The sequence below is a fragment of the Prevotella conceptionensis 9403948 genome (assembly GCF_000312305.1).
GTDB lineage: Bacteria > Bacteroidota > Bacteroidia > Bacteroidales > Bacteroidaceae > Prevotella > Prevotella conceptionensis.
In genome coordinates this window covers 57,234-78,653 of the sequence record NZ_HE999454.1, presented here as the reverse complement: position 1 = coordinate 78,653, position 21,420 = coordinate 57,234, and the positions used below count along the sequence as shown (strand labels likewise).

General features: G+C 42.3%; 17 protein-coding genes and 1 other RNA gene. 11 read left to right on the top strand and 7 right to left on the bottom strand.

Features of this window, described 5'->3' with window-relative positions; translation table 11 throughout:
* Positions 1 to 151: 151 nt before the first annotated feature.
* Positions 152 to 547 (bottom strand): hypothetical protein, encoded by a 396-nt coding sequence (locus tag BN93_RS14435; protein ID WP_019189030.1) that lies wholly within the window; start codon positions 545 to 547, stop codon positions 152 to 154.
* A gap of 2 nt (positions 548 to 549) precedes the next feature.
* Positions 550 to 2,007: an aminoacyl-histidine dipeptidase gene (locus BN93_RS14430; protein ID WP_044260982.1), complete on the bottom strand. Its 1,458-nt coding sequence runs from the start codon at positions 2,005 to 2,007 to the stop codon at positions 550 to 552.
* A gap of 90 nt (positions 2,008 to 2,097) precedes the next feature.
* On the opposite strand from BN93_RS14430, the gene BN93_RS14425 reads away from it, so the two are divergent.
* Both BN93_RS14425 and BN93_RS14420 read left to right on the top strand, forming a co-directional pair.
* Positions 2,098 to 2,328, top strand: a complete 231-nt coding sequence (locus BN93_RS14425) for a hypothetical protein (RefSeq protein WP_019189028.1) — start codon at positions 2,098 to 2,100, stop codon at positions 2,326 to 2,328.
* A gap of 68 nt (positions 2,329 to 2,396) precedes the next feature.
* Positions 2,397 to 3,011 carry an OmpH family outer membrane protein gene (locus BN93_RS14420; protein ID WP_019189027.1) on the top strand — a complete coding sequence of 205 codons (615 nt, stop codon included), beginning with the start codon at positions 2,397 to 2,399 and terminating at the stop codon, positions 3,009 to 3,011.
* A gap of 917 nt (positions 3,012 to 3,928) precedes the next feature.
* Here BN93_RS14420 and BN93_RS14415 read toward each other — a convergent pair.
* Positions 3,929 to 4,123: a hypothetical protein gene (locus BN93_RS14415; RefSeq protein ID WP_019189026.1), complete on the bottom strand. Its 195-nt coding sequence runs from the start codon at positions 4,121 to 4,123 to the stop codon at positions 3,929 to 3,931.
* A 1,085-nt stretch (positions 4,124 to 5,208) separates the two neighbouring features.
* On the opposite strand from BN93_RS14415, the gene BN93_RS14400 reads away from it, so the two are divergent.
* The 4 genes from BN93_RS14400 (at position 5,209) to BN93_RS14385 (ending at position 8,625) form a co-directional block, all read left to right on the top strand.
* Positions 5,209 to 5,772 (top strand): hypothetical protein, encoded by a 564-nt coding sequence (locus BN93_RS14400; protein WP_157462896.1) that lies wholly within the window; start codon positions 5,209 to 5,211, stop codon positions 5,770 to 5,772.
* A 383-nt stretch (positions 5,773 to 6,155) separates the two neighbouring features.
* A complete protein-coding gene (locus BN93_RS14395) occupies positions 6,156 to 7,322 on the top strand; it encodes an immunity 26/phosphotriesterase HocA family protein (protein WP_019189021.1) in 1,167 nt (388 codons plus the stop codon).
* A gap of 314 nt (positions 7,323 to 7,636) precedes the next feature.
* On the top strand, positions 7,637 to 8,092 hold the full coding sequence (locus tag BN93_RS14390; protein ID WP_019189020.1) for a DUF2004 domain-containing protein: 456 nt from the start codon (positions 7,637 to 7,639) through the stop codon (positions 8,090 to 8,092).
* 119 nt (positions 8,093 to 8,211) lie between these two features.
* Positions 8,212 to 8,625, top strand: coding sequence for a hypothetical protein (locus BN93_RS14385; protein ID WP_019189019.1), 414 nt, complete (start codon positions 8,212 to 8,214; stop codon positions 8,623 to 8,625).
* A gap of 1,072 nt (positions 8,626 to 9,697) precedes the next feature.
* On the opposite strand, the gene BN93_RS14375 is transcribed toward BN93_RS14385, so the two are convergent.
* The 4 genes from BN93_RS14375 to rnpB all read right to left on the bottom strand — a co-directional run bounded on the left by BN93_RS14375 (position 9,698) and on the right by rnpB (position 12,366).
* Entirely contained in the window at positions 9,698 to 10,096 is a 399-nt protein-coding gene (locus BN93_RS14375; RefSeq protein WP_009230025.1) for a YkvA family protein, read from the bottom strand.
* 79 nt (positions 10,097 to 10,175) lie between these two features.
* Positions 10,176 to 10,580, bottom strand: coding sequence for a cytochrome C oxidase subunit IV family protein (locus BN93_RS14370; RefSeq protein WP_044260978.1), 405 nt, complete (start codon positions 10,578 to 10,580; stop codon positions 10,176 to 10,178).
* 38 nt (positions 10,581 to 10,618) lie between these two features.
* Complete coding sequence (locus BN93_RS14365; RefSeq protein WP_019189016.1) at positions 10,619 to 11,941, bottom strand: YihY/virulence factor BrkB family protein; 1,323 nt, start codon at positions 11,939 to 11,941, stop codon at positions 10,619 to 10,621.
* Between the two features lie 23 nt (positions 11,942 to 11,964).
* An RNA gene (rnpB, locus tag BN93_RS16315) (RNase P RNA component class A) lies at positions 11,965 to 12,366 on the bottom strand.
* A gap of 633 nt (positions 12,367 to 12,999) precedes the next feature.
* Between rnpB and serS the strand changes: the two genes are divergently transcribed.
* The 5 genes from serS (at position 13,000) to BN93_RS14340 (ending at position 21,416) form a co-directional block, all read left to right on the top strand.
* Positions 13,000 to 14,289, top strand: a complete 1,290-nt coding sequence (gene serS, locus BN93_RS14360) for a serine--tRNA ligase (protein ID WP_019189014.1) — start codon at positions 13,000 to 13,002, stop codon at positions 14,287 to 14,289.
* 218 nt (positions 14,290 to 14,507) lie between these two features.
* Positions 14,508 to 16,871, top strand: coding sequence for a bifunctional dihydroorotate dehydrogenase B NAD binding subunit/NADPH-dependent glutamate synthase (locus tag BN93_RS14350; protein WP_019189012.1), 2,364 nt, complete (start codon positions 14,508 to 14,510; stop codon positions 16,869 to 16,871).
* A gap of 1,081 nt (positions 16,872 to 17,952) precedes the next feature.
* A complete protein-coding gene (locus BN93_RS17785; RefSeq protein ID WP_019189010.1) occupies positions 17,953 to 18,105 on the top strand; it encodes a hypothetical protein in 153 nt (50 codons plus the stop codon).
* Positions 18,106 to 19,037: 932 nt separating this feature from the next.
* Positions 19,038 to 19,619: a hypothetical protein gene (locus tag BN93_RS14345; protein ID WP_019189009.1), complete on the top strand. Its 582-nt coding sequence runs from the start codon at positions 19,038 to 19,040 to the stop codon at positions 19,617 to 19,619.
* A 369-nt stretch (positions 19,620 to 19,988) separates the two neighbouring features.
* Positions 19,989 to 21,416, top strand: coding sequence for a tetratricopeptide repeat protein (locus tag BN93_RS14340; protein ID WP_009230017.1), 1,428 nt, complete (start codon positions 19,989 to 19,991; stop codon positions 21,414 to 21,416).
* Positions 21,417 to 21,420: the final 4 nt, after the last annotated feature.

Genomic DNA, 21,420 nt, shown 5'->3' with positions numbered 1-21,420 from the left:
GGATGCTTACTGATAAGCACATCAGGTTTCAATTTAAGGTTTGCTTTTTCATGTAAGCGGTGCTACAAGCGGTGTTCAGAAATCGTCATAAACTCGCCCCCACAAGTGCCGATAAGACGCTTGTGGGGGCGTAGTTGTTGTGCGCGTAGGGCTAGTTTGTCTTAACAGCCACCACACTTGTTAGTTCGGGGTCGAGATAAAAGGTTTGTTTATACTGCTTTTTCTCGCCCTTCTCGTCTTTTGTTTCGAGCGTTACGCGAATCATAAGCAAAGTCTTGGTGTTCGCGGGGCGTCGCCCGAATTTAGTATCGGGCTTATACAAGCCACCATTCTTTACATCGGCTTGCAACGCATTTATGGTGGAGTTGTCCACACGGTCGGTAGAATCTAGTTTACCAACGTCCGTAATCGACACCGACGGCTGCTGTGCATGCTCGTCAATGAAGTTCTCAACCAATTTTTTGGCCGAATGACGTTTGCCGCAACCAACGCTGGCGAGGGCAAAAAAGCCCGCGGCAAGAAACAAAAAGACGTGTTTATTCTTCATTATTATTTAGCTGGAACGTTTTTGAGAATATCTAGCAAGTGGTCCCAAACCATTTGTACGGTGGGGATAAGCAGGCGTTCGTCCGGTGTATGCACATCGCGCAACGTTGGTCCGAACGAAACCATGTCCATGCCTGGATAGCTTGTGGCAAACTGTCCGCACTCCAATCCGGCGTGAATACCACGCACAATGGGTTCTTTATTAAACAGGCGCTTGTACGATTCGATAGCCACCTTGGTTAGTTCGCTATTCGGATTCATCTGCCAAGCAGGGTAGCCGTCGGTTTGTTCCACTTCGGCACCAGCCAATTTCAGCACGGCACCAACGGCATTGCATTGGTTGGTGAGGTTGCTCATCACGTTACTGCGTTGCGAGGCAAGCAGGTCTACCATGTTGTCAGTGGTTTTCACAACGGCAATGTTGCTCGAAGTTTCCACCATTCCGCCCAAAGCCGGGTCTTGGCAAATGGCAAACACGCCATTGGTTATACCCTGCAAGGCCATGATAATGCGGCGGCTGACGTCGGCAGGCATTACCTTTTCTGCATTGGCACTTTCCATAGCAAACTCCATTGCGGTATCGGTAACGTAGAATTCGTCGGCCACTTCATGTGCGAACACATTCCAATCGGCGCGCACGTTCTCCTTTACATCGTTAGGAACAGCCATTACAACGCGTCCGTCGCGTGGTATGGCGTTGTGCAATTTGCCCGAATTGAAACTAGCCAAGCGTACATCGTATTTTTCTTGTTCCAAGTAAACAAATCGCGTAAGCAACTTGATGGCGTTGGCGCGTTTCTTGTTAATGTCGTCGCCAGAGTGTCCGCCCGTAAGTCCCTTAACCGAAATCTGCAAGAAGAAATAGTCTTTGGGGGCCTCTTCTTTTTCAAAATGGAACACGGCATGCGTGCTGCGGCCGCCTGCACACGATACGAAAATCTCCCCTTCGTCTTCCGAGTCGAGGTTGATGAGCCAGTCGCCTGTCATAAATCCGGGCTCCATACCCGATGCGCCCGTCATTTGTGTTTCTTCGTCGCTGGTGAAAACACATTCCAATGGGCCGTGTTCTATGTCGTTGCTTTCAAGTACGGCCAGTTGCATGGCCACGCCAATGCCGTCGTCGGCGCCAAGCGTCGTACCCTTAGCCTTCATCCAATCGCCGTCTACATAAGTCTGAATGGCATCCGTGTTAAAGTCGAACTCTACGTCAACCAGCTTGTCGCACACCATATCGGTATGGCTTTGCAATATAACCACCTTTCTGTTTTCGTAGCCAGGTGTGGCAGGTTTACGTATAATTACGTTGTTCACAGCATCAACTTTTACGTCTAATCCGTGTTTTTTAGCGAACTCTTTAAGGTATTCAACCATTCTCTCCTCGTGTTTAGAGGGGCGTGGTATTTGATTGATTTGCTTGAACTGGTCGAAGACACAGCTCGGAGATAAATTACTTTTATTCATATTTTGGTTTCTTTTTGAGTGATTTCGTAAATTATTAATTATCTTTGCAGCGTTTGAACACGGCATTTATCGATTGCAAAAATAAACAAAATGGCAGAAACTTTGGCTTTATCCCTGTTAATAATTGCTATTGCAGTGGCATTATTATGTGTAAAGATGATTTTCAGAAAGAACGGTACGTTCTCTTCACAACATATTCACGACAACCCTGGCCTAAGAAAGCAGGGCATACATTGCGTGATAGACCAAGATAAGGAGGCTAGAAGAGCGGTGTCGACTGCCGTAAACGAACACGGCAGCAACTCAGCAAGTAACGTTTGACACACGCTTTTTTTATCATTGGGGACACAAGAGTAAGCTTGTAAAAGAAACAACAAAAATATAATTAAATGAACAAGAAGAACATTTTTGGTACGTTGGCACTGGCCGCAATGACCACGCTGGCTTTTACTTCCTGCAACAAACAGAACTCACAGGCCGAAAACAAGAGCGAATCAAACACTAAAGCTGCTCCCACCAGCATGAAAATTGCTTACGTGGAAGTTGATTCCATCATGAGCCAATACAAATTCTGTAAGGATTATTCGCTCATTTTGCAAAAGAAGGGCCAAAACATTCAAAGCACATTGGCCTCTAAACAGCAGGCATTGCAGGCAGCAGCAGCCAACTTCCAGCAGAAGGTACAACAAAACGCTTATACGCGCGAGCAGGCCGAAGCTATTCAGGCTGGATTGCAAAAGCAGAGTGCAGACCTGCAAGGGCTGAACCAACGATTGAGCAACGAGTTCCAAGTGGAAACCGAAAAGTATAATGCTGCCCTTCGCGATAGCCTTCGCCATTTCCTTAACGAATATAATAAGGATAAGAAGTACAGCTTGATATTGAGCAAGGCTGGCGACAACTTGCTGTATGCTGATAAGGCTTTCGACATCACCAACGATGTTGTTGCAGGTCTGAACAAGGCCTACAAGCCCATTAAGGCTGCCGAAACGACCAAGAAATAAGCCAAAGAACTTGTTGTGCATTGTTTCTAGCCGACGTTAAATTAGCGCACTTTGCTGGTTTAGCCCTTCTATTTAGGAGCATGGCTTGTGCCATGAAACGGTGTAGAACAAGATGACGAAGGCCTATTAACTTCGATTTTAGTAATTCATAACTTATATATAACGCCCCAATGGTTTTATGCTGTTGGGGCGTTTGTTGATGGATACGTTGGTGAGTGGATACGTTGGTGAGTGGAAAAGTTGACGAGTGGACAAGTAGACAAGTTGGCGAGTGGAAAAGTTGACGAGTGGGCAAGTTAACAAGTAGACAAGTTGACGAGTAGACAAGTTGGCGAGTGGAAAAGTTGACGAGTGGAAAAGTTGACGAGTGGGCAAGTTAACGAGTAGACAGGTTAACGAGTAGACAAGTTGGCGAGTGGAAAAGTTAACGAGTGGACAAGTTGGCGAGTGGACAAGTTAACGAGTGGACAAGTTAACGAGTAGACAGGTTAACGAGTAGACAAGTTAACGAGTAGACAGGTTAACGGGTAGACAAGTAGACGAGTAGACAAGTAAACAAAGTTAACGAGCCAACAAGTAGATAAAGAGTAGGAGTTAATGAGTTAACAAGTGAATTGCAAGAAAACACTTCCACTCTGCGTTTATCAAGAGTAATCAACTCACTGGCTTATAAACTCACGAAAACCAACAACTCCCGAATGCATCAACTTACAAACCCAAGAACTCGCAAATTTGCAAACTTGCAACTCATCAACTCACAAACTCATCAACTCACAAACTCATCAACTCACAAGCTAATCAACTCACACGCTCACAACACCATTAACTTACAACCCCATCAACTCAAAAACTTAAAATCATTATCTTTATTTTACAATGTAGCTTTAATTTTCACTCCGTTCTAGCGAAATGATTGGTCATAAAGTTGGTAAATATCCGCTATTTCTTACCTTTTGTGCCTTTTGTTTTGTCTTTTTTGAGATCAATACCTGCATTTTGCACCATTTGGCCTTTCTAGTTTGGTTGCCAACCCACAATTTTTCAACCCCAATTACTTGCTTTTTGCCCCTAAAACCCCACTTTTTGATGGCTATTTTGCCCTTTTTAGCCATGTATTTAGTGGCTCTAAAGGGTTTTGTTTATACCATTGCTGTGTATTTTTATGCTTTTCATCTCGCATTTAGCAGCATTTTACACTGCATTTAGCACCAAAATGCCTTGCATTTAGCACCAAAACACCTTGCGTTTTGCACCAAAACGCATTGCATTTAGCACCAAAACGCGCTACATTTTGCTGCAAATTGCACTAAAATGGGTGCAAATGGCGGTTTGCTTAAATAAAAATTCATTTTACTGCATGCACATGCTACCCCTTTTTGCATCAAAAACAACCTTCGCGAGAATCGATTTTTTGCGGCAAAGTGAGCGATTGGTGGACGAAAAGGGTACTCATAGTGTTAAATTTCTTGCTGAAAAATAGACAAAACCGATAATGCCGCATACACGCACATGAGCAACGGCACGGAAAACACGTAGGCAACCGCCCGCCAGGGCGAGCGGTTGCAGGGCATGCTGCTCACGACTAACGGAGACAACATCATGGAAACGCAGAAGTAATCTGCCATCGACAGCCGGTTTTCAACTGGTAGAGTGTGCATTGAATGACTTCCCTCCAGATAACCTTTTGAAACATATCCAAGTTTTACCGCCGACTAATGTGGCAGTATTTTGGAATTCATCGTATCTTAGTCCAGTACTTCGTACACGATCGGGGCGTTTATCTTGGTTTACTGCACAAAGATGATAAACACCTCTCAATTTATAGAGCTGTTAAAAGTCAAGACTACTTCATTATAGTTTTCCTCAATAAAGCCGAAAAGTATTTTGTCTACATGGGGTTATAAATCGTGATTTTTATGTAAATTTGTCCAGTATCTCGTCCATGATGAGGAGTGTTCGTCTTGGTTTTTACAACATAAAGATAATGACTCCTCTCTGTTTATATGTGTCTTAAAAATTACAATGACTTCAATTCTAAGAATATAAGTACTGATGAAGTTTGGTGAAAGAAGTTTTATTAGTCACAGTCATGGAGGTGACAGGAAAGTAGGCCTTGGCAAGTTTTCATTAGCCAAGACCCAGAAAATTATAGTATCAGAAATGGAGAATATTATAAAATAGAAAGATGTACACTATAATGGATAACTCAAATTTTAATATTCAAGAATGGGTTAATTTGAATTCTTATACCGACAGTAAAGGTTGGAAAGGATATTGCAAAAGAAACAAACCCTTCACTATTTTTCGTGCAAATAAAATGGTCGATTATTTTATGCGTTTTTTTAGTAAATACACAAACGATATAGCCATAGTCTCTAATGCTTTCAAAGTAGAAGAATATAACTTAAATAACAGCAACATAAGTAATTATGTAAGATACATAGAGAAGTATCTGATAGACTTTGGATATATGGAAATTGTTAGTGGTTCTATTTACGATAATCCTAATTGTTTGTCTTTGGGTTTCAAAAAAATTCTAGATGTAGATTATGATATTATATCCATGTTCTCTTTATTAATGATGATGGATGAAGGAATTGACGGACATTGCTTTTTTGTCTTTGATAAATTAGGACTTATTGCTTATCCTCATGATGATACCGGCTTTGGATTTATACGTATTAAAAATACGAAAGTACACTATGAAGATGTGTTTCTTAAAAATGTATCTCAATTTTCAGATTTTATTAGTGTTTGGTAGTATTCTTCCAATACTATATCTCTCCTTGTAACGCCGCTCATTAAAGAACTCTTCCTCCCTTTCCCTCTTTGTTTATTGATGGCAACATTTGGAAAAAAATATGTTGATTTGAAACACAACTGTGTTGTGCCACAAGCAAATGGGGCTGTTTTTTTGGTATTTTATAATGTATTTTCTCTATAAAAGCCGAAAAGTATTTTGTCTACATGGGCTTGTAAATCGCGATTTTTATGTAAATTTGTCCAGAACCTCGTACATGAAAAGGGCGTTACTCTCGGCTTTTGCAACTTAAAGATAATAGTTCTTTTCAATTAGTAAGAGGTTTAAAGGTTGGAGTGATTTCAATTTTCTGAGAAGTAACAATTTTATATAATAGAGAATAAATGATGAAGGAAGAAAAAATAAACCGCAATATAATAAAGATAATATTGCGGAATGAGGAAAGAAAATATCTAGGGCTTACGCCAATAGAAGACCATTGGGAAAGAATGGATATAAAACATGTAACCTTGTTTTTCGATGGAAATGTTATTCGAAAAAAGATAACGCATGCTGAATTTGAGTCACAACAATTTTCGTATTTAGAAGAGGATGTGTATGTAGAAACCACAGAAAACCGAACGATTGTTTTGCCTAAGACATTAAGAGGTAAGCCAAAGAAACTGAATTATACGGCAACCACGATGTTTACGCGCATAGGTATGTACTTTATGTACAACGATGGCTATGTAATAATTGCCAACGCAACGACGCAAAAGACGTATTATTGGGCCAGAATTGAGGGCGAAGAAAACAAAAAACTTTTTGATGAGTGGTTTGAAGCTTGGAAAAACGAAACCACAGAAGAAGATTTAAGAGAGCTGGAAGTGTTTAAAAATGAAACGAGAAAGAAACAACGGTATAAAGAAGGAGATGTCTTTGCTTTTAAAATTGGTAGGCGAAACTATGGCTTTGGAAAGATTATAATTGATGTGGTAAGTAGAAGAAAGGCAGAAGAATTTCGTAAAAACAAGAACTATGGCTTGGCGCATCTTATGGGCACGGCTTTAATAGTGAAGGTTTATCATAAGATGTCTGATACAAAAGACATCGACATAGCAGAACTTGAACGCTGCTCTTCGCTTCCAGGACAAGCAGTAATGGATAACCATATTTATTATAATCAATACCCCATTATTGGTCATCTGCCTGTGTCTAATGTCGACATGAACGACACTTATCTTTCTGTTAGTAAGAGTATCAACTATAATGATTCGGACATTGCTTATCTTCAATATGGCCTGATTTATAAAGAAATACCCCTTAGCCAGTATAAGAAATATGAGGAAGAACATTGGCCAGCATATAGAAACGAGGGGATAGGTTTCTGTTTGGATATAGATGGCTTGGAGGATTGCATCAAAGAAAAATCTAATGATAAGTTTTTTGAAATAAACACTAATGATTTGAGAGCCCCTGAACATGCCAAAGATAGAGAAATCATATTTAAACTGTTTGGATTGGATGCCAGTTTAGATTATCAAGGAAACTTGGAGTTGTGTAAGCAATAGATGATGTTTTGAGAGAACTGAACTGTTTGGGCTAATCTTTATGCTAATTCTCGTCTTTCATCAGATGCCTAAGTCCTCTTGTTTTTTATTAACTGCGTACGGCATGATTTTCAAGTTAAAGGGGCAATAAATGATGTACTTGCTCGTTGATTATTTGGATTGTATAGAAGTTAATACGTTTTGTTTATCAATACTTAGACGTTTTTTACTTGATGCAATGGCAAGTTGTGTGGAACATAAAGTAGAAGAACATATTATCGACATTGAAGTTGAATTAAATAACCATTGACGAATAATTTAAAAGAAACAAGATTATGAACACATTAGAACACAAGTATTTTGGCAAATTGAGTTTCGACAATGCAAACGAAATAGGAATCGTTTGGAAAGATGAAGTAGATGGGATAGACGTAACAATGTGGTATGACGAAGATGTGGAAGTAATGAAGGGGAAATTGGACAGATTTGCTCTCTTTCTAGAAAACATCAAAGACAATATCAAGAAAGCTACCGAGGCTCTGATAGAGACATTGAAAGAGGATAGGGAGTATATGGACTTTCATCTTGAAGAATGTAAAGACGCAAACTTACCCGATGATGTTGTTGAGTTTGTTTCGCAGATGACAGCGACAGCCATAGACCTGTGGATAGGCGATAGCGAGTATAGAATAACGATGGACTTTATGATTTTACCTGATGAGAGCGACCAAATATTGTGTGTGACATTCAATGAAAGGGGAGAAATTAACGCAGTAGATTGGGAGAGCTAGACTGTTGTTGTCCATAGATTTTCTTGTATTTGTCTGTGTGCTTTTATGTTAAAACAACATTAAACGCATAAAATAGATTGGATGGAACTGTTTGTTCACTAATTAAAATAGATATAACGATGAAGATTATCAGGGATTTTGGCGAATATTTCAAGTATTCGCTTCACGATGCACGTATAAATAGAATTGAACATAAGCGAGGAAATATGACATTGCATTTTAATTATATCTTTTCGTATGATGAAGGTGCAGAACAAACTCATAAGGCACAAGTCGTTTTTGAGCAGACAGACATTGATGATGTTCGTGTACTTGTGTTCAACAGTAGGTGGTTAGATGATTTTCAAGGTGAATGTATCGATTTGGAAACATACCAAAGTAGGTATGAGAATAGTGAGTTTGAAGTTATTGAAGAAAGTTATAACTGGGGAAAGGCTGTACTTCAAGGTTGGCTTTGGACTGGGGATGTGCCGGTATGCTGCATAATGGATATATGTTTTGAGGGTAAGATGATATATGTAATTGATGAATAGGGGATTGTCTTATTGTTATATGAGTACCAAGGGGAGAAGGTTAAAATTGGGCAAATTAAGGAGGTTCGCCCTTACCGAATAGTGCTACACTCAATTCATGGTTGTATTACTTCTGCAACAGGTATTCTCACACCTGGCTTATGAAAACAGTAGAAAATATTGTACGTACTATCATATTGAACGTCCCAGTATAGCGTTGTTCTCCATCCCCCATTGTATAAGTTGTTTTTGTCTTTATTGTTTATGTTGTGAAATTTGATTTGTGGAACTACAAAATGAGTTGAGTCTCTTCTGTCGTAAGAGAAAAAGAAATTAAAATTTTGTACGACCTTAGATGGTAAGTCGTGAGGTTTGATACCAATGCTATCCAATGCATTGCGATATAAAGTTATAGTAATAACAGTAGAACCTCCCTTCGCCAGCACGACATCCCTTTCCCTTCTTGACAAGGTTTGACCTAATACAACATCAAATGAGCGTGTTTTATCCCTTATCGTTATATGTGAGTGATAACTATTCCAACCATGTACAATACTTATTGGCAACAATAATGTGTCAGAAGTTTCATTCTTTACAACATATTCGAACCGCATATACCTACTACCACCTTTGGGAATGGGACAGTCGCCCTTTATCATGCACAATGAATAGTTGTCAAACACCCTATACCGATATGCATCTAGCTGTGGTGTGGGTTTAGTACAAGATGTACTTAATAAGGATAAGCTTAAAAGACTGCTCGATATGATTTTCTCTATGAAGACAACTTGACTTTTTCTCTTTCTCATCTTTTGTGGCAGAATTAGTATAAATGCTAAATTGCTCCATCTAAGCCAACTGGCTGTTGTTGTTTAATAGACTTCTGTATAAATATTGTTTACAATTCGTTTCTTTTAAAGCTATACCACTTCTTGTAACGCTGCTCATTTAGGAGCGATTGATGGCTTGGTGAGTTGGTAAGTTTCTGAGTTTTGAGTATTCGGACGTTTCCTAACGATACATTTGTTAGCTATTGGTTCGATATTTCATGCGAAAGCCCCCATAAACACAGAAACTTACCAACGGTACGAACTTAGAGATTAATGCTGTCGGCCTCTTTAACCTCTTCTTCGTCAAACCATTTCGAGAGTTTGTCGTGAGCCTTTGTCTTCACGTCTTCGGGAATGTCGGTCCACACTTTGCGCAGGACATAGAGCAAAACGCCGAGGTCGTCGCCCAAGCCCGCAATAGGAATGGCATCGGGGATAACGTCTAGTGGACTGATAAGGTAGCCAAGTGCGGCCACAATCATTGTCTTGTCTTTCAGCGAAACCGTGTCGCTTTGCAGCGTATAGTACAAAATGAGGGCGGCATACACCAATTTTGCACCTGCGCGCTTTGCTATTTTAGATATTTTCTCGATAAACCCACTTTGCGTAAACTTATCTTTGTACGACATAAAGTCGGGTAAGTCTGTCTTTTGTTTTTCCATGTTGGCGATTGTTTTTGATTTAAAAAATAGTTAGGGTGTCATGTTAACTTCCTATTGGCAAGCATTTTGCCGCCTTCGGTCAGCTTTTAAAATTCAACACATCTTCAATGTAACGTTCAATGCGTTCGTCGGCCATGTTCTTTAAACGATGGCTAATGCGCATCTTCGTGAGTAGCTTTACTAGTCCTGCCAGACAAAGCCCAATGGCTAAGGCAACAAAGATGGCCCAATTTCCGCCAGGTATGTCCTTTTGTGGAAAGGCTGAAAACACCACAACGGGCAAAACAATCATTACACCCATAATGGTGTATTGCGTGCGTTGCGAGCCTGCACTGTCTAGTACGGCCTGCTTGTCTAGCAGGTAATCGTCTATTTCAGTCTTCGTGAGATTGTATTGTTCGGGTTGTGGAAACCCAGGAAATCCGCTCTCGACACGTATCTTACTCGACACGCGTTGTTCGAAATCCATTAGTTCTATGTGCATAATCTATTGACTGTTAATGATTAAATGGCAACATATCCTTAAAGCTTGCTCAACGAAATCCCGTCTAGCTCACTAAGATATTTGCGCCTAAGTTTATAAAATTCAACCCATTCTTTGGTTTTGAGGTGCTTGCGCACATCGAAATCAAGGTTCCATTTGCCTGCCGACTCTAAGCGCCCCATCATAAATCCTAGGGTGAGGTGCTTCAAAGACACGGCTGGTTGGTAGCGCGCCTGCGTATCTTTCTCATCGCTAGCCACGTACGTAACGAGGTTGGCGTTTTGCATATCGAAGAGCAACTGCTGCACAATGCGCACGGGTATGTTGGTTTCTAATTTCAGTTCTACGGCTGTATAGGCAGGTTTCCCTTCGTCAAAACGCTTGCATATCTTGCCCAATAGCAGCGCGCTAAGCATCATTCGGTAGCGATAGCTTAGGTCGTCCATTTGTCCCAATAAGTCAAAACTTTCCATATTCTGACTTGTATAGCTCAATTCGGCACCAAATAGGCAGATGCTCCACGATATCTGCACCCACAACATGAACAGTGGGAGGGCTGCAAACGAACCATAGATGGCGTTGTACGACGAGAGGAAGATTTGCGAATGGATGTAAAACACCTGCAACAGCTGCATGGCGATGCCCGAAAGGATGCCTGGTAAGAATGCGGCCGAGAAGTTTACCTTGGTGTTGGGCATAAAGATGAACAGGCAAACGAACACTGCCGACATCAGCACGTAGGGCATAACGGTGATGACAAGGCGCATCATGGGGCCTAATACAACGTATTCGTTGATGTCTTGCGCAAAGGTGGCCATCACGATAGACACACCCGAAGTTACCACAATGACGATGGGGACAAGGAAGAACATGGCCAAATAGTCGGTTATGGTGCGGAAAAGGCTGCGTGGGTGCTGAACTTGCCAAATGCTGTTGAAGGCTTTCTCGATGTTGCTGATAAGCATCAGCACCGTGAACAGCATAAATACAAGACCTATACCGAGAAACACGCCGCCCTTGGTGTGTACAAGGTACGAATTGACAAAGCCGATAATGGCCTCTGCTGCCTGTGGTTGGCTCGACAAGGCATCTCTAAACCATACCTCGATATATTTTGAAAAGCCAAAGCCGCGAGCGATGGCAAACACCACAGCCACGATGGGCACGATGGCTAAAACCGTGCTGTAAGTGAGGGCTGAGGCCAAATCGGTTACGCTACGGGTAGTGAAAAACTTCACCGTAACCACTAAACGTTTCAACACCATTAGGCATATGTAAGCCAGTGGCGACACGTCTTCGCGCCGTATCTGCCACATTTCTACCTTAAAAAACGTGATGATGGTGTTTAATGTCTTCTTCATAATGAAAAGCAAAAAAGAAAAAAGAAAGCAGTGGCCCTATAAGCCGGGTTCTGTACTCTAATGCCTCGTGGGGCAAAAAAGTGCCTGCCATTTATCTAGGCCATGGGTCGCCCCAAGGCTCAAGCATTCTACCCTCCATCGTAAACGAGTTTCAGACGGACAACCTTCAAACGATGGTATACGCGAACTTGCAGCTCCCAGAAGGTACAACCCGATGATCGCCCATCGGTTGGTGGTCTCTTACACCGCCTTCTCACCCTTACCCCAACACGTACGCTACAAATAGGTGCGTGAGGGGGCGGTTATTTTCTTCTACCTTTACCCGTTGTCGCCAACAGCTTCCATTTTCAGAAGTGGGATGTCCTATGCTGCCCGGACTTTCCTCTCGCATCATTAAGATGCCAGCGGCAGAGCCGGGCCACTGCCTTTTAGCTTGCAAATATAGCCATTTTTTTGCGGATTATATGTAAATGTGTGGCGAGAAATGTTACAATTTGATAAAAAAGCGTTTTGTTTAAGTTTTTCGTGGAACTTTGTTGATGAAAGAGTTGGGGAAGGGGGCAATGTCTTGGCGAGCCAATAGGCGGAAAAGCAAACAAAAAAGAAGTGTTTGTGGATAGGCGAGTTTGTTTTGTTCGTTGAACTTTTGAGGTGTTGAATTTGTGGGTTTTATCGTAAGTCGGTTCAACTAGAAGGTTCATGAACCTGTCTGTTAGAAGAAAATAGGATGCTGTATGCGTGCACACAGAAGAACTTACCCTGCCAAGAAACTTGGGAACGTTTACGAATGAAAGCCGCGTTGCGTTTGAAAATGATGCGAATTAAAATGGCTAAATCATCATCTTACGTTAAGCTTAGGCCTTATTCTACATGCCGTTATGCTAACAATATATGTGGTGTCGCCATCAAAGTGTTATTTTGAACAACCTGTAATCTCAGCTAAATCAACCCCGAAACATGGACTTGTAGCAGATAGAATGTCGGCTTTTTTTTGCAGAAAACAAATAAATTAGTATATTTGCGAGCAATTTATAACGTTAAATACAAAACAAGAAAGAATGCTTACACTTAAACTCATCAGTGAGGAAACTGAACGTGTGATTAAGGGGTTGGAGAAAAAACACTTTAAGGGAGCAAAAGATGCTGTCGAAAAAGTGCTTGAAACCGACAAGCGCAGACGCGAGGCTCAACAGAAACTGGACAAGAATAAACAAGAGGCGAATAGCATGTCGAGGCAAATTGGCATGCTGATGAAAGACGGCAAAACCCAAGAGGCAGAAGAAGTGAAGGCTAAGGTTGCCGTATATAAAGAGAACGACAAGCAGCTGCAAGCGCAAATGGACGAGGCCGAACAAGAACTTACGACTTTGCTATGCAACATTCCTAACATACCGGCCGACGAAGTGCCCGAAGGAAAAGACGCTAATGACAACGTTGTGGTGAAAGAGGGGGGCGTTATGCCGCAACTTCCCGAAGATGCTTTGTGCCATTGGGACCTCTGCAAGAAGTATAATCTCATCGACTTCGACCTTGGTGTGAAAATCACTGGTGCCGGTTTCCCCATATATATAGGTAAGATGGCTCGCTTGCAACGTGCCTTAGAGGCCTTTTTCCTTGATGAGGCACGCAAAAGCGGATATCTAGAAGTGCAGCCGCCCTTGGTGGTTAACCAGGCGTCGGGTTACGGAACGGGACAACTTCCCGACAAAGAAGGACAGATGTACCACGCCGAACAAGACGACCTTTACCTCATCCCCACGGCCGAAGTGCCTGTTACCAATATCTTCCGCGATGTTATTCTCGACGAGAAAGACCTCCCCGTGATGCGTTGTGCCTATTCGGCTTGTTTCCGCAGAGAGGCAGGGTCGTATGGTAAAGATGTTCGTGGACTGAATAGGCTGCACCAATTCGACAAGGTGGAGATTGTGCGCATTGACAAACCTGAACACTCGCACGAGTCGCACAAGAAGATGTTGGAGCATGTTGAGGGACTACTTCAAAAGCTAGAACTACCCTATCACATCCTGTTATTGTGCGGAGGTGACATGAGTTTCACTTCTTCTATCTGCTACGATTTCGAAGTTTGGAGTGCTGCACAAAAGCGTTGGTTGGAGGTTTCGTCGGTATCTAACTTTGAAAGTTATCAGGCCAACCGCTTGAAATGTAGGTATAGGCGCGCCGAAGACAAGAAAATAGAACTTTGCCACACGCTCAATGGCTCGGCTCTTGCCCTTCCACGCATCGTGGCTGCCATCATCGAGAACAATCAAACGCCCGAAGGTATCCGCGTTCCGAGGGTGTTGGTGCCCTATTGTGGGTTTGAAATGCTCGACGACAAGAACTTCTAGTTGCCTTGCCCATAGCCATTAGCATGGCCGATAATGGACTTAAACGCAACAAGACAATATCATTAAGGCGCACAAAAGCGCAAAACAAAAACATTAGAAATGCACTGGGCGGTGTTCGCCTTATTAAAAAGAGCGGACACCGCATCAGGGTTTTTAAACCAAGACACAACCTGCGACTTGTATATTTAACATAAACAATCAACATCAATTGCAAGGCCATGAATAAGATTATTAGAAAAGAACAGTTCTCCGAAAAGGTGTATCGTTTCGACATCGAGGCTCCACTGATTGCCAAAAGTAGAAAGGCCGGAAACTTTGTTATCGTGAGGGTGGGCGACAAAGGCGAGCGTATGCCGCTAACCATCGCCGATGCCGATACAACGAAAGGTACAATCACACTCGTGGTGCAAAAGGTTGGCCTCTCGTCTATTAAGCTATGCAACCTCAACGAAGGCGAGTATGTTACCGATGTGGTTGGTCCGCTGGGCAATCCCACGCATATCGAGAACTTTGGAACGGTTGTCTGCGCAGGCGGTGGCGTGGGTGTGGCACCGATGTTGCCCATCATTCGTGCGCTGAAAGCGGCCGGGAACCGCGTTCTATCCGTATTGGCAGGACGCTCGAAAGACCTTATTATATTAGAAGATGAGGTAAGACAGAGTTCAGACGAGGTGATTATTATGACCGACGACGGTTCGTATGGCGAGCAAGGCGTTGTAACCGTGGGCATGGAAAAGTTCATTAATGCCGAACATATTGACCGCGCTTTCGCCATCGGACCTGCCATCATGATGAAGTTTTGCTGCCTACTCACCCAGAAATACAACATTCCCACCGACGTTTCGCTTAACACCATCATGGTAGACGGTACGGGAATGTGTGGCGCATGCAGACTCACCATTGGCGGAAAGACCAAGTTTGTTTGTATAGATGGTCCTGAATTTGATGGTGCTTTGGTTGATTGGGACGAGATGTTCAAACGTATGGGCACGTTCAAGAAGGCCGAGAGCGAAGAGTTGCAACGCTATAACGAACACATCGAACAGGTAGAAGAGCGAGCTACTCAAGTCGCTTCGGACATCACCATGGACGTAGAGCCTACCACAGAGGGAATAGACGTGCTGACAGACCGCAATGCCGAATGGCGAAAAGAGTTGCGAGCAAGTATGAAACCCAAAGAAAGGACGGGCATTCACCGTGTGGAAATGCCCGAACTAGACCCCGTTTACCGCGCCACTTCGCGTGTAGAGGAGGTGAATAAAGGACTTACAAAGGAACTGGCCTTGGTGGAAGCCAAGCGATGTCTTGACTGTGCTAAGCCCACTTGCATGGAAGGTTGTCCGGTTAGCATCAATATACCCTCGTTTATTAAGAACATAGAGCGTGGCCAGTTTCTTGCTGCGGCCAAGGTTTTGAAAGACACGTCGGCCTTACCTGCTGTTTGCGGTCGTGTTTGTCCGCAAGAAAAGCAGTGCGAGAGCCGTTGTGTGCACCTCAAAATGAATGAACCCGCTGTGGCCATTGGCTATTTGGAACGTTTTGCAGCCGACTACGAACGCGAAAGTGGCAATATCTCCGTACCCGAATTGGCACCAGCCAATGGTATAAAGATTGCCGTAGTAGGGTCGGGACCTGCTGGTTTGAGTTTCGCTGGCGATATGGCTAAGTTCGGTTATGACGTTACGGTGTTCGAGGCCTTACACGAAGTGGGGGGCGTTTTGAAGTATGGCATACCAGAGTTTAGACTTCCCAATAAGATTGTGGACGTGGAAATAGACAACCTTAAAAAGATGGGTGTGAAATTTATCACCGACTGCATTGTAGGAAAGACTATCTCTGTAGATGATTTGGAAGAGCAAGGCTATAAGGGTATCTTTGTTGGTTCTGGTGCCGGATTGCCTAATTTCATGGGCATACCTGGCGAGAACGCCATCAATATCATGTCGTCTAACGAATATCTTACACGTGTTAACCTCATGGATGCCGCCAATCCTAACACCGATACGCCCATAAACTTGGGCAAACGCGTAATGGTTGTGGGTGGAGGTAATACCGCAATGGACTCATGTCGCACGGCTAAGCGTCTTGGTGCAGAGGTTACGCTGGTTTATAGGCGTTCGGAGGCAGAGATGCCTGCCCGACTTGAAGAGGTGAAACATGCCAAAGAAGAGGGCATCGACTTCCTGACATTGCACAATCCGCTTGAATATCTTGCAGATGAGCAGGGCGCTGTGAAGGCCGCTGTGCTGCAAGTGATGGAGTTGGGAGAACCTGACGCGAGCGGAAGACGTAGTCCGCAACCCATCGAAGGCGTTACGAAGACGCTCGATGTAGACCAAGTGATTGTTGCGGTAGGCGTATCGCCCAACCCGCTTGTTCCTAATTCCATCCGCGGACTTGAATTAGGGCGCAAGAATACCATTGTAGTGAATGAAGGTATGCAATCTAGTCGCCCGGAAATTTACGCTGGTGGCGACATCGTGCGCGGTGGTGCAACGGTTATTTTGGCTATGGGCGACGGTAGAAAGGCTGCCGCCAGTATGCACAAGCAGTTGACGGAAGAATTGCAACTTGCGATCTAAGCGTATGCCATAGTCATTACACGGAGATATAATACATTAAGTGTTGTCTTAACACTCCATTTCGTGTTGCCTTTTCGGATTTTGAACCATCCGAAAAGGCAACCTTTTATTTACCGCAGGTTCTAGAAAGCTAGTGAAGAGTGAACTTATAGCCAAACAGAATTAGATATGGAAAGCCATAGGTGCATCGTAAGCAAACTTGTAAGAACAATTTTCCAAAAGCAATTATGTTTGACTGTAAACCGAAATAGACAATCACAATGCTTATCAAATAATTCAAGTTGTTTCCATTGTTTCCTGTTTAGCCTTCGTTTGCTTGTCGGCATCTTGCCAGTCTTATTCCTTTGACGTAGCCCGCTACGCCTTCAAGAATAGGACAGAGAATATGCCCAACAACTAAATTAAATCTGCACAGGCTCTAATTGCCGATCTGTATTGAAAGAACCAATGCGTGGATGTATTCATACTGAATCGTACTTGATAGGTTTGATGCAATACTATCCAGTTGGAAGGCATGACACTATATCGCATTCATACTAATTCTTTTCAGGAAGATACGAAAGGAAAGTCAAGATGGTTTCTGCGTTTCCTCGAAACTGTTTTCCGTTGGTCATGAGCAGCATGCCCTGCAACTGCTCGCCCTGGTGGGCGTAAGCGTACGTGTTTTCCGTGCTGTTGCTCACGCGCGTATATGCGGCATAATTGTTTTTGTCTAGTTTTCAGTAAGGGATTTAACATTATGAGTGCCCTTTCCGTCCACTAATCGCCCACCTTGCCGCAAAAAATCGATTCTCGCGAAGGTTTGTTTTGATGCAAAAAGGGGGTAGTATGTGAATGCGGCAAAATGAATTTTTATTTAAAGAAACCGTCATTTGCGCCCATTTTAGTGCTATTTGCAGCAAGATGTAGTGCGTTTTGGTGCTAAATGCAATGCGTTTTGCAGCAAAACGCAAGGTATTTTGGTGCTAAACGCAAGCTAATTTGGTGCTAAACGCAGTGCAAAATGCTGCTAAATACGAGGTAAAAAGCATAAAAATACACGCAAAAGGTATAAACAGAACCTTTTAGAACCATTAAAAACATGGCTAAAATGGGCAAAATAGCCATTAAAAAGTGGGGTTTTAGGGGTAAAAAGCGAGTAATTGGGTTTGAAAAATTACGGGTTGGCAACCAAACTAGAAAGGCTAAATGGTGCAAAATGCAGGTTCTGCTCTTAAAAATGGACGAAACATAAGGCGTGAAAAGCTAGAAAAATAGGCTGTTTACCTCTTTTATGTGCTTTATTTTCACTAGAACGGAGAGAAAATCAGAGTGGTTTTGTAAAACAAAAGCAATAATTTAAGTTTTTGAGTTGATGACTTGTTGAGTTGATTTGTTTGTAAGTTGATGAACTTGTGAGTTTGCGAGTTTGTATGTTGATGAGTTTATGTATTCGGGTTTTGTTGTGTTTTCATGTGTTTATAAGCCAGTAAGTTGATTTGTGTTGTACTTCGTATATGAGAGGAGTGTTTATCTTGTGTTGGCATCACAAAGATTACAAACACCTCTCAATTTATAGGAATATTAAAGGTTAAGACGGTTTTATTGTGTATTAAAAGGTGTATTGTACAATGGTTAGTGATTTTCCTGGACTCTAGTGGTGTCGTTTAATGACTAATAAAGGCGATTGGTTAATGTTAATTCAGAAGTGCTCAAAAGGCTAAACAACTTGTTTCTTACCATTGGTGAAACTGTTTTTTGGTTGGTGTAGAGCTGGGCTTACTCTATTGTGCGTTTCTTGCTCCTTGTTAAGAATAGCATATAACCACTTGTTATCTAGTTGATTGTGGTTATATTTTACGTTTATGGTATCTTTATATATGTATCTTTATTGGGCAATTACCTCTCTTTTCTCAATTAGCATGCTGTTTATCCCACTGTCAATCAGTATTTTGTTGTTCTATTTTTCTGTTATATTATTACTTTTATAATATCTTATTCGTTTTAACATGTTTTACAACAGAAATACCGAATAATTTACATTATTTTCTTGATTTTCTTTTGGGTGTTTCTTTTTTTTGTAATTTTGCATCAGAAATAGTAAACGGGCATGTTCGTTTAAATTAAATTTATTACCATGATTGACATGCCAATCGTGTTATATTTTATATTTAATATTAAGGAAATATGAAAATGAGAAGGTGTATCTTGTCTATTGTAGCCGTAGCATTTGTCTCGGTTATGAGTGCCTCTGCTCAGTCTGAAAACCAAGGGTCTGCAGTGGCGGATGCCCAAAGGGCCGTAGCTGACGCTCAGAAGGCCAAGAGCGATGCAGCAAGAGCTGCAGCAGAAGCTGCAAAACAAAAAGCCGAAGCAGCAAAAGCTAAAGTCATAGCAGCTAAGGCCAAGGTAGAAGCAGAGAAAGCGAGAATGGATTCGGAAAAAGCAAAGGCTGAATCCGAACAGGCACGTGCTGATGCCGAAGCTGCTGAGGCTGAGGCCCAGAAGGCCGTAGAAGCTGCCAACCAAGCTAAGGCCGAAACGGAAAAGGCTATCGCTAATGCAAATGCTTGCAAGGCTACTGCGCTTAAAGCTCGTACGGAAGCAGCAAAAGCAAAGGAAATGACGGCCAAAGTTGCAGCAGAAGCTGCTAAGGCTAAGGCCGAGGTTGACAAAGCTAAGGCTGAGCTGGCTAAGGCTGGTGCTGACGCCGCTGCTGCAATCGAGACCGCAAACGCTGCTATTGAAAAAGCAAAGTCAACAAATTAAAGCTCTTTGTATCTTTAAACCACAACGATAGGATAACATTTCCTGTTGTGAGATGAGACGTCAGGGCCGTTTGGAGTCGTGACTTTCAGATGGCCCTGGCCTATCTTCAAAAAGACGTTAATAATCTAAATGACAACGAAGAACTATTCGTTTTGTTGTGTAGCTAATATCTTACGTTTATAATTCTTCTTTTGTTGTTTGCCTTGTTTTATGGCAGGGTTGACAGTATGGAATATTGCTGCTGACGAAATAATGAACTTCCTGCTTACTTTGCAAGGAGAATTGGAGTGAAGTGCCTTGATAATATAGTGTGCACAGTCCTGTCATTAGTCGACAGTCTGTTATTAAATTAATGGTGATCAAATAATTATGAGTATGACTAAAAAGTGGCTGGCGTTTGTTTTCTGTGCTATGATTAGTCTTCCTGTCTTCTCGCAGGACTATTTTTCGTATAATGACGATTTGCAGGTGATTGCTACGTTACTTACAAGCAGCCCTGACGCAGCTAAGAGTAGCGCGGAGAAATTCGCAAGTAAACATAAAGAAGACGGAGCCTTGTTGGCTGGTCTCGGTACGCTTTACCTTAGAGCTGGGCAATTGGATGAAGCCACCCATTATTTTTATCTAGCCCAAAGGTGTAGGCGTATTACCACAAAAGCCTTAAATCTAGGCGGAGATATTGCAAAGGCTAGGAATAGGCCCGACTCCGCACAATTTTATTATAGGAGGGCTATGTATTTTGACCGCAAAGACCCGGATGCGTATTACAAGTTGGCAGAGTTGTTGAAAGCGAAAGAAATCAACAAGTCCATAGAAACGCTTAATGCCTTGAAAAGAAACCGACCTGACCTAAATGTACAGAGGATGATGGCCGAAGTGTATTATACTGCAAACGACCTTACAAATGCAATTGCCGCCTATAAGAGTATTGGTATCGATTCTCTGAATGATAAGGAATTGATGCAGTACTCTCTAAGTTTGTATATAAAGAAGGATTATTCGCAATCCTTAGACCTTGCCACATTGGGGCATAAAAGGGCCTCAAAAGACCCTGTGTTTAATAGGTTACTCTTGTACAACAATACCGAACTGCAACATTTCGATACGGCTATCAGTAACGCTAACGATTTGTTTAACAATAGTAAGGATACTAAACCTCAATACCAAGACTATATATATTATGGTTATGCATTGAGTGGACTAGGAAGAACGCAGGAAGCGATACAACAATTTAATGTCGCTCTACAAAAGAATGGGAATATCCCTGGAATTCACAAACAGATTTCTGACGCATATAGCCGAATACATGATTACGACAATGCCATCAAGTATTATGAACAGTATGTTTCCAACTTGAAAGATACCAGCGATAATCGGGCTTACGAAATCTTCCAGTTGGGCAGGCTGTATTGGAGAAAGGGAACTTACGTCAAAGAGAATGAGAAAAGAACCGAGGAACAAACCAAGGCTATCGAACACGCCGCAGATTTGTTTGGTCAAGTTGCAACGCTACGCCCAAACAGCTATCTCGGATTTTATTGGCAGGGTAATGCCAATGCCATGCTTGACCCCGAGTACACAAAGGGATTGGCAAAACCTTATTTCTCGAAGGCTGCAGAACTACTTGAAAAGAGTGGGAGCAATAAAGACCATCTTATCGAATGTTATAAACAACTCTCTTATTATTATTATATAAAGAAGGAAATGAATTCTTCTGTTGAATACGCAGAGAAGGTGTTAGCATTGGATCCAGAAGATGATTTTGCTAAGCAGGTTGTGGCAACAAAAGGAAAGTAATTTG

Bases quoted from the DNA above. Each gene is read 5' to 3' on its own strand.
- BN93_RS14435 (WP_019189030.1), bottom strand. From the start codon at position 547: ATGAAGAATAAACACGTCTTTTTGTTTCTTGCCGCGGGCTTTTTTGCC.
- BN93_RS14430 (WP_044260982.1), bottom strand. From the start codon at position 2,007: ATGAATAAAAGTAATTTATCTCCGAGCTGTGTCTTCGACCAGTTCAAG.
- BN93_RS14425 (WP_019189028.1), top strand. From the start codon at position 2,098: ATGGCAGAAACTTTGGCTTTATCCCTGTTAATAATTGCTATTGCAGTG.
- BN93_RS14420 (WP_019189027.1), top strand. From the start codon at position 2,397: ATGAACAAGAAGAACATTTTTGGTACGTTGGCACTGGCCGCAATGACC.
- BN93_RS14415 (WP_019189026.1), bottom strand. From the start codon at position 4,123: ATGGCTAAAAAGGGCAAAATAGCCATCAAAAAGTGGGGTTTTAGGGGC.
- BN93_RS14400 (WP_157462896.1), top strand. From the start codon at position 5,209: ATGGATAACTCAAATTTTAATATTCAAGAATGGGTTAATTTGAATTCT.
- BN93_RS14395 (WP_019189021.1), top strand. From the start codon at position 6,156: ATGATGAAGGAAGAAAAAATAAACCGCAATATAATAAAGATAATATTG.
- BN93_RS14390 (WP_019189020.1), top strand. From the start codon at position 7,637: ATGAACACATTAGAACACAAGTATTTTGGCAAATTGAGTTTCGACAAT.
- BN93_RS14385 (WP_019189019.1), top strand. From the start codon at position 8,212: ATGAAGATTATCAGGGATTTTGGCGAATATTTCAAGTATTCGCTTCAC.
- BN93_RS14375 (WP_009230025.1), bottom strand. From the start codon at position 10,096: ATGGAAAAACAAAAGACAGACTTACCCGACTTTATGTCGTACAAAGAT.
- BN93_RS14370 (WP_044260978.1), bottom strand. From the start codon at position 10,580: ATGCACATAGAACTAATGGATTTCGAACAACGCGTGTCGAGTAAGATA.
- BN93_RS14365 (WP_019189016.1), bottom strand. From the start codon at position 11,941: ATGAAGAAGACATTAAACACCATCATCACGTTTTTTAAGGTAGAAATG.
- serS (WP_019189014.1), top strand. From the start codon at position 13,000: ATGCTTACACTTAAACTCATCAGTGAGGAAACTGAACGTGTGATTAAG.
- BN93_RS14350 (WP_019189012.1), top strand. From the start codon at position 14,508: ATGAATAAGATTATTAGAAAAGAACAGTTCTCCGAAAAGGTGTATCGT.
- BN93_RS17785 (WP_019189010.1), top strand. From the start codon at position 17,953: ATGGCTAAAATGGGCAAAATAGCCATTAAAAAGTGGGGTTTTAGGGGT.
- BN93_RS14345 (WP_019189009.1), top strand. From the start codon at position 19,038: ATGAAAATGAGAAGGTGTATCTTGTCTATTGTAGCCGTAGCATTTGTC.
- BN93_RS14340 (WP_009230017.1), top strand. From the start codon at position 19,989: ATGAGTATGACTAAAAAGTGGCTGGCGTTTGTTTTCTGTGCTATGATT.